Here is an 11,324-nt window from a genome sequence, read left to right as displayed (position 1 = left end):
GTCGGCGGTGAGGGGTGTGCGCTCACCGGAGAGGGTGTGCACACGCTCCGCAGTGCGATCGGTGTCGGTGGTCGGGTGCAGAATCGTCCTGTGACCCGGAGCACTTACTTCACCGCCAGCACCCTCGACGGCTACCTCGCCGACGAGAACGACTCTCTCGAGTGGCTCTTCCGTCAGGACATCGACGAGCACGGCCCGATGAACTACGGCGACTTCATCGCGGACATCGGCGCGATCGTCATGGGCGCCACGACCTACGCCTGGGTCCTCGACCACAACGAGTCGACCGGGGAGGCATGGTCGTACGACATGCCGGCGTGGGTGGTGACCCATCGAGACTTCGCGGACTCCGAGCACGACGTTCGATTCGCCGCCGGAGACGTCGCCGACCTCTGGCCGGCGATCGAGGAGTCCGCCGGCGGCAAGGACGTCTGGATCGTAGGTGGCGGTGACCTGGCAGCACAGTTCGCCGAGGCCGGCCACCTGGATCGGATCGTCGTCTCGATCGCGCCGGTCACCCTCGGCGCCGGCAGGCCGCTGTTCCCGCGTCGGTTCGATCTCCGACTCGTGGACTTCGCGCGCAACGGCGCGTTCCTCTGCGCGGAGTACGACGTCGTGGAACCGCACGCGCAGACCTGAGTCCTGTCATCATCTGTCCATGACAGCGGCGGGTCGCAGAGTGCGCGGTGTGGTCCTGGTGGCCGTGGTGATCGCCGCGTACGTCGCGGTGGTGCTCACCTACGCGCTGGGGAGCCCGCCGAACGGACCCGACCTCCGTGAGGCCGCACCCGACGCCGCGCTCGTCTACCTCGACGTGGACACCGTCTCCGGTGAGAACTTCTCGCTCGACGCCCGCGTGTCCGTGTATCCGGGGACCGAGTTGACCGATGCCGACGGCAACCTGGTCGACGACCTGATCGTCGACGTGACGCCGACCGCGAGCGCCGGCACCCTGACGTTCCCCAGCGGGACTCGCGTGGGCCCGCTCCCGGTCTCCCTGTACGCGGACGGCGACATCCGGCGATGGCCGTTCGACACCTACGACGCGTCGTCGATCCAGGTGCGGGTGTTCTCCGGCGCCGGCGCGGACCGGCAGCCCGTACCCGCCGAGATCGTGGTGACCGACTCGCTCACGTCCTGGGCGGTGGAGGCCGTCGACATCGACTCCTCCTCGGCGCAGGCCTTCGACATCCGCGTCGCGCGCACGGTGGGCACCACGATCTTCGACATCGCGATCTGTGTGGTCCTGGTAGTGCTGCCGCTGTGCACGCTGTTCGTGTCGATCCAGACGCTGCGCCGCCGCAAGCAGTTCCTGCCGCCGATCATGACGTGGTTCGCGGTGACGCTCTTCGCGGTGCTGCCCATCCGCAACCTGTTCCCCGGCGCTCCGCCGATCGGGTCGTGGGTCGACTACACCGTGGTGCTGTGGGTGGTGGCGGGTCTGGTGACGGCGATGGTGCTCTACGTCGTCGCGTGGTGGCGCCAGGGCCCCTAGGTCGAGCGCGACCGGGGTGGGGCTCGTCCGCGCGTACCGTCGAGTCATGATCGAACGGCTGAGGACGACGGTGACACAGGTGGCCGAGGCCGCACTGGGAATCGTGGGGGTTCGGGTGGGTACCGAGGAACCACCCCACACCACCGAGTCGCTCACGGGGGCGGTCGAGATTCGCCGATACGAACCCCGGATCGCGGCGGAGACCGTCGTGGACGCCGACGAGGAACGCGCCCGTAACGAAGGCTTCCGCCGGCTGGCCGGGTACATCTTCGGGGGCAATCAGGGATCCGGCAGGATCGCGATGACGGCTCCCGTTGGGCAGTCGGCGTCGCGCGGGCAGACCATCGCGATGACCGCACCCGTGTCGCGCGCCGCGAGCGACGAGGGATGGGTCGTCCGGTTCTTCATGCCGTCGCGATGGACGATGGACACTCTGCCGGCGCCGAAGGACGATCGGGTGCGCCTGGTGGAGGTGCCGGCCGAGACGGTGGCGGTGCTGCGGTTCAGCGGTGACCGCGGTGCGCGGGCCGTGGCCGAGCGCACCACGGAGCTGCTGGAGATCCTGAAGTCCCGCGGCATCGACACGACCGGCGAGCCGATGTCCTGGTTCTACGACCCGCCCTGGACGGTGTCGTTCCGCCGCCGCAACGAGATCGCCGTTCCTGTCTCCCGATGATCAGACACTGAAGCGGATCGTCTGTCCCGGCGCACACTGCGCCGCGGATCCGAGGTCCGCCGACACCACGACGGCGATCACCGGGTAGCCGCCGGTCACCGGATGGTCGACGAGGAACAACACGGGCAGTCCCGACGGCGGTACCTGCAGTGCGCCGGTCACCATTCCCTCGCTCGGGAGTTCGTCCTCCCGCGATCGCGACAGTGGCTCGGCGCCCTGGAGTTTCATGCCGACGCGGTCCGAATCCGTCCGCACCGTCCAAGGTTGGGCGAGCAGCAGGTCGAGCGCGTCGTCGGTGAACCGGTCCGCGCGCGGGCCGGGAATCACCCGCAGGGTCGTCCGGTGCTCGAACGGGTACGGATTCATGTCCGCCCGAGGCCAGTCCTCGGCGTCGTGACCGATCGGCAGCAGGGCGCCGGGCGCCACTCGCTCGGGTCCGATGCCGGACAGGGAGTCGGTCGATCGGCTCCCGAGAACCCGGGGCACGTCGATGCCGCCGCGGACGGCGACGTACGTGCGCAGTCCCACCGGTGCCCAGTCGAGGCGGATCTCGGCGCCCGACCCCACCACGACCACGGCGCCGTGCCCCTGCGGCACGCCGTCCACCGTGAACGGGGTCGGAGCCCCCGTCACCGCCAGAACCACCTCGGTGCGTGCGCGCAGCACCAGTCCGCCGAGTGTCACCTCGAGCGTCGCGGCGTCGATCATGTTCCCCACCAACCGATTCGCCGCGTCGTGCGAGCGTCGATCGGCTGCGCCGGACGTGCCGACGCCGAGCGAGGACCACCCGGTCCGTCCGCGGTCCTGCACAGTCGTCAGCGGCCCGGTCGCCAGTACCTCGAGCATCACGTCACCGCGCGGAACTGCACGCGCGTGCCGGGCGCGAGCAGCGCGGGGTCGTCCCGGTTCACGTCCCACAGCGCCGCGTCGGTGCTGCCGATGATCTGCCACCCGCCGGGCGACGAGGTCGGGTACACCCCGGTGTACTCGCCGGCCAGAGCCACGGATCCCGCCGGCACCGAGGTGGCGCGGATCGGCGCGGCGCGGGATCGACAACGGATCGGAACCGACCAGGTACGCGAAGCCGGGGGAGAAGCCGCAGAACGCGGCGGTCCACACCTGACCGGTGTGCACGGCGACGATGTCCAGTCCCGTTGTCGCACAGACCTCGTCGAGATCGGGCCCGTCGTATCGGACGTCGATCGTGATCGTCTCACCGGAGTAGCCGAGCACCTGCGCCGGTGGCGTCTCGCGGAGCCACGCCGACACCCGTGCGGGTTCCGCGTCCTCGGTGAGGATCACCAGCACGGTGGCGGCGGCGGGGATCATCTCGGCGATTCCCGGGTGCCCGACGGCCCACCCGGCGTGGTGCGCCGCGACTGTGCGGACGTCGTCGAGATCGACCAGCAGGGCGCGGTCGCCCGCCGGGGCGATCCTCACGACACGAACGGGGTCAGGGTGACGCCGTTGCGGGACAACACCGCACGCACGGCCAGGGCCATGTCCACCGCGGCGGGGGTGTCGCCGTGCAGGCACACCGAGTCGGCGTTCACCGGCACCGTCACCCCGTCGACGGAGTCCACGACGCCCTCGGTGACCATCCGCAGCACGCGTCGTGCCACCGCTTCGACGTCGGACAGGACCGCACCGGGGTCGCGGCGGGAGATTAGGGTTCCCGCTGCCGTGTAGCCGCGATCGGCGAACGCCTCGGTGACGGTCCGCAGGCCCGCCCGCGCGGCGATCTCGAGGAATGCCGAGCCGGGCAGCCCCAGGACGGGCAGGCCGGGGTCGTACGCGGCGACGGCGTCGACGACCGCCTGTGCCTGTACTCGGTGGTGCACGATCGTGTTGTACAGCGCTCCATGTGGTTTGACGTACCGCACGCGTCCGCCGACGGAGCGCGCCAGGCCGTCGAGAGCCCCGATCTGGTAGATCACGTCGGCGCGCAGGTCCTCCGCGGTGATGTCGAGGAAGCGCCTGCCGAAGCCGACGAGGTCCCGGTACCCCACCTGAGCGCCGATACGCACGTCGGACCGGACGGCGTCGGCGCACGTCCGCAGCAGCGTGGCCGGATCACCCGCATGGAAGCCGCACGCGATGTTGGCGCTGGTGACCACACGCAGCATCGCCGCGTCGTCACCGAGCGTCCAGGTGCCGAAGCCCTCGCCGAGATCGGAGTTCAGATCGACCATCCACACGAGGGTAACGGTCAGGCTTGGACGACGGTGCGGGACGGTGTGCGTCGACCGACCGCCCGGCAGACGAGGTAGATGACGAACGAGATGGTGGTGACGAAGGTCGAGACCGGCACCCCGGGAGCGAGCGAGAGCAGGATGCCGCCCACGGCCGCGACCTCGGCGAAGAGGATCGAGAGCCACGTCGCCGTGACGGGGTTGGCGGTGACGCGGGACGCCGCTGCCGCGGGCGTGATGAGAAGCGAGAGCACCAGCAGGGCGCCGACGATCTGGACGCCGAGCGCACACGCGACACCGACGAGGATCGCGAACACGATGGACAGCAGTCGCATCGGTACGCCGCGCGCCTCGGCGCCCTCGGGATCGGTGCTGGCGAACAGCAGGGGCCGGTAGACCACGAAGAGCACGACGATGACGACGAGCGCCACCGCGAGCAGCAGGCCGAGACCCGTGCTGCCGACGCCGACGATCTGCCCGACCAGCAGCGAGAAACTGGTGCCGGTGCGGCCGGGATACGCCCACAGGAAGAGCACCGACAGGCCGAGCCCGAAGCTCATGATGACGCCGATGACGGAGTCGCGTTCGCGCGCACGACGGCCCAGCAGGGCGAACAGGACCGCCGCGATGACGGATCCCAGGATGGCGCCGACCCCGACGGCCAACCCCACCAGCAGGGCCGCGGACGCGCCGGTGAGGGACAGCTCGGACGAGCCGTGGACGGCGAACGACCACTGTCGACTGACGATGAGGGGGCCGAGCGCCCCGGCGAGCACACCGAGGATCGCCGCGGCGATCAGCGCCTGCTGCACGAAGTCGTAGGTGAGGAGATCGGCCGTCGTACCGAAGTCGAATGCCTTGCTCAGGGCGTCGAGAACCTTGTCCATGCCTACTCCGACTCGTCCACGTGGTGCATGCCGCCGGCGCTCCCGAGGGCGTCCATGGCGTCTCCGGTGCCGACGACCACCAGCCGCCCGCGGACGCGCAGGACCTCGACGTCGGTGTCGTACAGCTCGGAGAGCACCTCGGAGGTCATCACCTCCTCGGTGGTGCCGATGCGGAACTTGCCGTCGACGAGGTAGACCACCCGGTCGACGATCGGCAGGATCGGGTTGAGCTCGTGCGTCACGAACACCACCGAGGTGCCGTGCGAGCGCCGACGCTGGTCGATCAAGTGCGCGACGACCTGCTGGTTGGCGAGGTCGAGGCTCAGCAGCGGTTCGTCGCAGAGCAGCACGTCCGGATCGCCGACGAGTGCCTGCGCGACGCGGAGCCGCTGCTGCTCACCGCCGCTCATCTGCCCCAGCGGCGCGTCGGCGAACGCGTCCGCACCGACCGAGGCGACGGCGATGTCGACGGCCTCGCGACGGGCATGGCGCCCACGGAAGCCGATGCCCCAGCGGTGTCCGTCCCACCCCAGGCCGACGAAGTCGCGCCCGCGCAGCGGAACGCCCTCGTCGATGGCCTTCTGCTGGGGGATGTAGCCGACGGAGGATCGACCGCCGGCGATGGTCGCGGTGCCGGCGGTGAGGTGGGCCTGCCCGAGCAGCACCTTGAGGAGCGACGTCTTGCCGGAGCCGTTCGGGCCCAGCACGGCGACGAACTCGCCCGGTGCGACCTCGAGGTCGAGATCGGACCAGAGCACCCGGTCGCCGTAGGCGAGGGTGGCTCCGGTCAGTCGGACAGCGGTCACACGACCCCCAGCGCGTCGGCGAGATCCTGCGCCGCCGTGCGCTGCCAGGAGACGTAGTCCTGCCCTGCGGGCAGGGTCTCGGTGACCTCGACGACGCGGATGCCGTTCTCCTCGGCAATGCGGCGCACGTCCTCGGTCACGGGCGTCCTCCGTCTGAATGTTGTAGACCAGCACGTCGACGCCCTTGCCGGTGAACAGGTCACGCGTCGCGGCGACGGCGGCGGGCGAGGGATCGTTGCCCTCCTCGATCGCGTCCTCGAAGTCCTCGGGGGTCTTGTCGTCCACCCCGGCTCCTTCCAGCAGGTAGTGCGCGATCGGCTCCGTCTGCGCGACGGGTGCGCCCGGCTTCTGCTGGGCGATGCGATCCGTGATGTCGGTGATCTCGTGGATGTCGTCGTGGAACGCCTCGGCGTTCTCGGTGTAGTACGCCGCGTTGTCGGGGTCGACCTTACCGAGTTCGGTGGCGATCGCCTCGGCGGTGGCCGCCGCGATCTCCGGGTCGTACCAGACGTGCTCGTTGGTCTCGCCCGAATGGTCGTGGGCACCCGCCTCGTCGGCGTGGTCGGCGTCGTCCGCGTGCCCCTCGAGCAGCGAGTACGCGTCGACGGAGGGCACGTCGCCCGCGGAGCCGAGCACGTCGTCGACGAACTCGTCGTAGCCGCCGCCGTTGTACACGACGAGCGAGGCCTCGGACAGTGCCGCGGCGTCGCCGGGGCTGGCCTCGTAGGAGTGCGGATCCGCGGACGGATCCGAGATGATCGCCGTGACGTCCGCTCGGTCTCCGACGACGGCCTCGGCGACCGAGCCCCACACGTTCGTCGACGCGACGACGGTGGGCCGACCGGACTCGGCCGTCGCGGTGTCGTCGGAGCTGCATCCCACCAGGGCGGTCGCCGTCAGGGCGGTCATACCCAGGGCGGTGACGAGCGTGCGGAGGGGAATTCGGGCGGGTGCGTACACGAGGGGTGCTCCTGGGTCGGTCGAACGTTATCGTTAATGGAAACCGTTGTCGTGACCTTACCGCCCCACCACCCCGACGGCGAAACCGTGCCGGAGCCGACGTGCGCGACCCCGACCGGATACCGTCTCTTCATGGCGAGGTCGACGGAACCGCGACGGATGGCCACGCTCGCGTCGCTGGCCGCCGAACTGAACGTCTCGCGCACCACCGTGTCCAACGCCTACAACCGGCCGGACCAGCTCTCACCCGAGATGCGGGAACGTGTGCTCGACGCGGCCAGGGCTCGCGGTTATCCGGGGCCCGACCCGGTCGCCCGCTCGCTGCGCACCCGGCGCGCCGGTGCGGTGGGGCTCGTCCTCACCGAGGCGCTCAGCTACTCGTTCTCCGATCCCGCCGCCGTGCAGTTCCTCACCGGCCTCGCCGAGTCGTGCGAGCGGGCCGGACGCGGTCTGCTGCTCATTCCCGCGGGGCCCGCCTCGACGCCGGAGGACGCCGCGGCCGTCGTGCAGCAGGCGGGGGTCGACGCATTCGTCGTCTACTCGGTGTCCGACGACGATCCGCACCTGACGGCGGTCCGTGACCGTCATCTGCCGACGGTCGTGTGTGACCAGCCTCGGGACGCGGAGGACACCTCGCTCGTCGGAATCGACGACAGGGTGGCGATGCGACGGATGGCCGAGGAGGTGCTCGCGCGGGGCCACACTCGCATCAGCGTGGTCTGCATGCGGCTGCGCCGCGACCGGCACGACGGACTCGTCGATCCGGAACGCCGGAGCGGCATCACCTTCCACGTCCAGCGCGAGCGTCTCGCCGGCATCCGCGACGCGATGATCGCGGCCGGCGTCGATCCCGACATCGTGATCGTCGAGCGCTTCGACCACACGCGGGAGGCCGGACGGTCGGCGGCCGCCGAGGCGCTCCGGGCAGCGCCGGACACCACCGCGCTGGTGTGCACGTCCGACGTGCTGGCTCTGGGTGCGCTCGATCACTGTGCCGCGCAGGGTGTCTCGGTACCCCAACAGATGTCGGTCACCGGTTTCGACGGGGTCGACGAGGCGCGCCGCATCGGCCTGACGTCGGTCCAGCAGCCGGTCCTCGAGAAGGGTCGGCTCGTCGGTGAGATCGTGCTGGGCGTCAGCCATTCCGGGGTGGACCGGACCGAGCACCTCCCGACGCATCTGCTCGCCGGGGTGACGCTCGGCCCGGTGCGGACCGGCTAGCGGGCCAGCAGCTGGGCGCAGCGCAGCAGGCCGAGGTGGCTGTAGGCCTGCGGGTGGTTACCCAGCGAGCGCTCGGCCACGGGGTCGTACTCCTCGCTCAGCAGGCCCGTCGGGCCTGCCGCGGCGACGAGCTGGGTGAAGAGCGCTTCGGCCGGAAGTCGCTGCCCGATCAGAAGATACGCCTCGACGAGCCAGGCGGCGCACAGGTGGAACCCGCCCTCGCCACCGGGGAGGCCGTCGTCGTGGTGGTAGCGGTACACCGTGGCGCCGCTGCGCAACTCGGCCTCGGTCGCGGTGACCGTCGCCGCGAAGCGCGGGTCGCTCGGATCGATGAGACCGGACAGGCCGATGTGCAGGGTGGCCGCATCGAGATCGGTTCCGCCGTACGCGGCCGTGAAGGACTGCGCCTCGTCGCTCCAGCCCTTGTCGAGCACCTGACGACGGATGACGTCACGCAACGTGCTCCAGCCGAGTTGCGCCTCGCGGCCGTACGCCTCGGCCAGGGTGATGGCGCGATCGACGGTGAGCCAGCACATCACCTTGGAGTAGACGTGGTGGCGCGGGTTGCCGCGGATCTCCCAGATGCCGTTGTCCGGCTCGGACCAGCGTCGCTCGACGGCGTCGACCATGGCGCACACCAGGTCCCAGTCCTGATCGGTGAGCACCTCGGCGTTCGCGGTGACGCCGCTCGCGGTGCGGGCGCGGGCCAGTGTCGCGATGAGATCGACGATGGGTCCGAAGACGTCGAGCTGCACCTGCTGGTTGGCCGCGTTGCCCACCCGCACGGGGCGGGATCCCGCGTACCCGGGCAGGGCGTCGATGACGGCCTCGGGAGGCAGCGACTGCCCCCACAGCGTGTAGAGCGGGTGCAGGCGTTCCGGTCCGGGGACGGTCTCGAGCACGTCGTGCACCCAGTGCAGGTAGTTCTCCGCCTCGGACAGCGAGCCCAGGGACACCAGCGCGGACGCCGTCAGGGCCGCGTCGCGCAGCCAGCAGTAGCGGTAGTCCCAGTTGCGGACACCGCCGATCTCCTCGGGCAGCGACGTCGTGGCCGCGGCCATGATCGACCCGGAGTCGGCGTGCACCAGGCCGCGCAGGGTGAGCGCGGACCGCTTCATCAGATCGGGCTTGAGCTGGGGGAGCGTCAACCCGGCCGCCCAGTCGTGCCAGTAGGACTCGGCCTCGGCGCGACGCTCGGCTTCGGGCACCTCGGACGGGCCCAGATCCGACGTCCCGCAGCGTAGTTCGAGGATCACGTGACCGGTGGACGGATCGATCTCCGCCCGCGCGGTCTCCTGGCCGTGCTCGCTGGTGACGGTCCAGGTGATGCCCGGCGCGCGCAGCACCATCGGGTCGTTGGTGCCGAACACGCGGAGGCCGTCGTCCTCGGCCTCGAGCCGGACGCGTGCCTGCCCGAACTCGGGGCGCGGCGCGAACGTGACCACGGCCTTCGCCTTGCCGGTGATCACGCGGGTGAAGTCGGTGCGATCGCTCGGCACGTCGTGCGCGAGGTAGTCGTCGACCTGCAGGCTGGCCCAGCGGGTCTGCACCGTCATGGTGCTGTCGATGTACTGCTGGCTCAGCGGGAGGGACGGACGCAGCGGGCCGACGGTGAAGTGGCCCGCCTCGTCGCCGCCGAGCAGGTGTGCGAAGACGGCGGCGGAGTCGGGTTCGGGGTGACACAGCCACGTGAGGCCGGCCTCGGGCGTCAGGAGTGCCACCGATCGTGGGCTCGCCATCATGGTGAGACGCTCGATGCGCGGGGCGTCCGCACCGGAGAGCCAGGTGCGGCGCTCCTCCAACAGGAACGCGAGCGCCGCGGCCACCTGCTCGAGGGTGTCGACGCGGTAGCCGGCGAGCGACTCACCGTCGCCGACCTTGACGCCGATGTCCGGCCCGTGCAGCCGTCGGAACGCCTTCTCGTCGGTGACGTCGTCGCCGAAGAAGACGGCGGCGGAGGCGCCGCCCTGGTGCCGCAGGATGTCGAGGGCCTGGCCCTTGTCGGTCGCGATGACGGCGAGCTCGATCACGGACTTGCCCTCGGTGACCTGCACGCCGTCCCAGGTGGCTGCGCCCGCACGGACCTCGTCGAGGGCGCGCTGTCCGGCCTCGGGGTCGGCGTTGCGCACGTGCAGAGCGGCGCTGGCGGGCTTGGTCTCGACGCTGATGTTCGCGCCGCGGGACGCGACCGTGCGGAGCTCGGCGACCACGCGCTCGAGCAGTGCCGTCGCCTCGCCGCCGAGCTCGGTGACGAAGCCGGCGTCGAACTCGGACCCGTGGCTGCCCACGAGCTGGACCTCGACGGGCAGGCGGGAGAGGATCGCCAGGTCACGCAGCGCGCGCCCCGAGATCACAGCAGCCTGGGTGCCGTCGAGACCGGCGAGAGCGCGGAGTGCGCGGACCGATTCGGGCAGCGGGAACGCCTTCTGCGGGTCGGAGACGAACGGCGCCATGGTGCCGTCGTAGTCGGAGGCGACCAGCAGTCTCGGCACCCGCGCGACGCCGACGAGGGCGCGGCGAAGGTCGAGGGGGAGGTCCACAGCGCTCACAGCGCACGACCTGGACGGTGACCGGGGCTTCTCACTCGGTCAAACCTAGGCGACGGGGGCCCTGCTCGCCTCATCGGGGAGAGAGGTCCGAGGAGCGGCCGCGAGGGTGTCTGTGACCCGCGATGACTGGAAATCGTGTGTCACGACTATTCGCATTAACTTTTTGGACGATTGTTCGTAATGTAATACTGAGAGCGTGACGTCGCATACGAGGCGAACAACGAGGAGCGTCATGTCGAAGCCCGTCCAGTTACCCGAGCCGATTGCCACGACGTGGGAGTGGCAGTTGAACGGATTGTGCCGCGGTATGGATTCTGCCGTCTTCTTCCATCCGGAAGGTGAACGGGGACATAAGAGAACAGCCCGCGAGGAGCAGGCCAAACGGGTCTGCGAGCAGTGCCCCGTGCTGATGCGGTGCCGTGATTACGCGGTGGCCGCCGGTGAGCCGTACGGCGTCTGGGGTGGTTTGTCGGCGCCCGAGCGGATGCTGGGAAATGCGCTTTCCGATCAGCGCGCAATCGGTTGAACAGATGAATTC

The 11,324-nt window shown here is 70.3% G+C and carries 10 protein-coding genes and 2 pseudogenes; 5 read left to right on the top strand and 7 right to left on the bottom strand.

The window, feature by feature from the left end; translation table 11 throughout:
* The first annotated feature begins 90 nt into the window (after nucleotides 1–90).
* The 3 genes from QE449_RS20385 to QE449_RS20375 are packed head-to-tail and all read left to right on the top strand — an operon-like array spanning nucleotide 91 to nucleotide 2,171.
* Nucleotides 91–639 (top strand): dihydrofolate reductase family protein, encoded by a 549-nt coding sequence (locus QE449_RS20385; RefSeq protein WP_307109564.1) that lies wholly within the window; start codon nucleotides 91–93, stop codon nucleotides 637–639.
* Nucleotides 640–658: 19 nt separating this feature from the next.
* Nucleotides 659–1,495: a DUF4436 domain-containing protein gene (locus QE449_RS20380; protein ID WP_222638869.1), complete on the top strand. Its 837-nt coding sequence runs from the start codon at nucleotides 659–661 to the stop codon at nucleotides 1,493–1,495.
* Nucleotides 1,496–1,541: 46 nt separating this feature from the next.
* Nucleotides 1,542–2,171, top strand: a complete 630-nt coding sequence (locus QE449_RS20375) for a heme-binding protein (RefSeq protein WP_307109563.1) — start codon at nucleotides 1,542–1,544, stop codon at nucleotides 2,169–2,171.
* Here the strand turns inward: QE449_RS20375 and QE449_RS20370 are convergent, their stop codons facing one another.
* The 6 genes and pseudogenes from QE449_RS20370 to QE449_RS20345 all read right to left on the bottom strand — a co-directional run bounded on the left by QE449_RS20370 (nucleotide 2,172) and on the right by QE449_RS20345 (nucleotide 6,965).
* A complete protein-coding gene (locus QE449_RS20370) occupies nucleotides 2,172–3,122 on the bottom strand; it encodes a biotin-dependent carboxyltransferase family protein (protein ID WP_373428336.1) in 951 nt (316 codons plus the stop codon). It abuts the gene before it with no gap.
* Nucleotides 3,017–3,605, bottom strand: a pseudogene (locus QE449_RS20365) (allophanate hydrolase subunit 1). Before QE449_RS20365 ends, QE449_RS20370 begins: the two are co-directional and overlap by 106 nt.
* A 2-nt stretch (nucleotides 3,606–3,607) precedes the next feature.
* Nucleotides 3,608–4,363 carry a LamB/YcsF family protein gene (locus QE449_RS20360; RefSeq protein WP_373428334.1) on the bottom strand — a complete coding sequence of 252 codons (756 nt, stop codon included), beginning with the start codon at nucleotides 4,361–4,363 and terminating at the stop codon, nucleotides 3,608–3,610.
* A gap of 17 nt (nucleotides 4,364–4,380) precedes the next feature.
* Nucleotides 4,381–5,250, bottom strand: a complete 870-nt coding sequence (locus QE449_RS20355; protein WP_307109560.1) for a metal ABC transporter permease — start codon at nucleotides 5,248–5,250, stop codon at nucleotides 4,381–4,383.
* Nucleotides 5,251–5,252: 2 nt separating this feature from the next.
* Nucleotides 5,253–6,056: a metal ABC transporter ATP-binding protein gene (locus tag QE449_RS20350; RefSeq protein ID WP_027506438.1), complete on the bottom strand. Its 804-nt coding sequence runs from the start codon at nucleotides 6,054–6,056 to the stop codon at nucleotides 5,253–5,255.
* A pseudogene (locus tag QE449_RS20345) lies at nucleotides 6,053–6,965 on the bottom strand (metal ABC transporter solute-binding protein, Zn/Mn family). The gene QE449_RS20350 and the pseudogene QE449_RS20345 overlap by 4 nt, the downstream one beginning before the upstream one ends.
* Nucleotides 6,966–7,148: 183 nt before the next feature.
* Between QE449_RS20345 and QE449_RS20340 the strand changes: the two are divergent.
* Nucleotides 7,149–8,237 (top strand): LacI family DNA-binding transcriptional regulator, encoded by a 1,089-nt coding sequence (locus QE449_RS20340; protein WP_307109559.1) that lies wholly within the window; start codon nucleotides 7,149–7,151, stop codon nucleotides 8,235–8,237.
* On the opposite strand, the gene otsB is transcribed toward QE449_RS20340, so the two are convergent.
* Nucleotides 8,234–10,786 carry a trehalose-phosphatase gene (otsB, locus tag QE449_RS20335; RefSeq protein WP_307109558.1) on the bottom strand — a complete coding sequence of 851 codons (2,553 nt, stop codon included), beginning with the start codon at nucleotides 10,784–10,786 and terminating at the stop codon, nucleotides 8,234–8,236. The two genes, QE449_RS20340 and otsB, sit on opposite strands and share 4 nt — an antisense overlap.
* A gap of 232 nt (nucleotides 10,787–11,018) precedes the next feature.
* Between otsB and QE449_RS20330 the strand changes: the two genes are divergently transcribed.
* Nucleotides 11,019–11,312 (top strand): WhiB family transcriptional regulator, encoded by a 294-nt coding sequence (locus QE449_RS20330; RefSeq protein WP_027506434.1) that lies wholly within the window; start codon nucleotides 11,019–11,021, stop codon nucleotides 11,310–11,312.
* Nucleotides 11,313–11,324 lie beyond the last annotated feature (12 nt).

The organism is Rhodococcus sp. SORGH_AS_0303 (genome assembly GCF_030819335.1).
Classification (GTDB): domain Bacteria; phylum Actinomycetota; class Actinomycetes; order Mycobacteriales; family Mycobacteriaceae; genus Rhodococcoides.
Note: the sequence above shows the minus strand (reverse complement) of the source record. Positions and strands in the feature narration are given on the sequence as shown.

Excerpts from the sequence above, each read along its gene's own strand:
- QE449_RS20340 (WP_307109559.1), top strand. The coding sequence starts at position 7,149 with ATGGCGAGGTCGACGGAACCGCGACGGATGGCCACGCTCGCGTCGCTG.
- QE449_RS20380 (WP_222638869.1), top strand. The coding sequence starts at position 659 with ATGACAGCGGCGGGTCGCAGAGTGCGCGGTGTGGTCCTGGTGGCCGTG.
- QE449_RS20375 (WP_307109563.1), top strand. The coding sequence starts at position 1,542 with ATGATCGAACGGCTGAGGACGACGGTGACACAGGTGGCCGAGGCCGCA.
- QE449_RS20330 (WP_027506434.1), top strand. The coding sequence starts at position 11,019 with ATGTCGAAGCCCGTCCAGTTACCCGAGCCGATTGCCACGACGTGGGAG.
- QE449_RS20360 (WP_373428334.1), bottom strand. The coding sequence starts at position 4,363 with ATGGTCGATCTGAACTCCGATCTCGGCGAGGGCTTCGGCACCTGGACG.
- QE449_RS20355 (WP_307109560.1), bottom strand. The coding sequence starts at position 5,250 with ATGGACAAGGTTCTCGACGCCCTGAGCAAGGCATTCGACTTCGGTACG.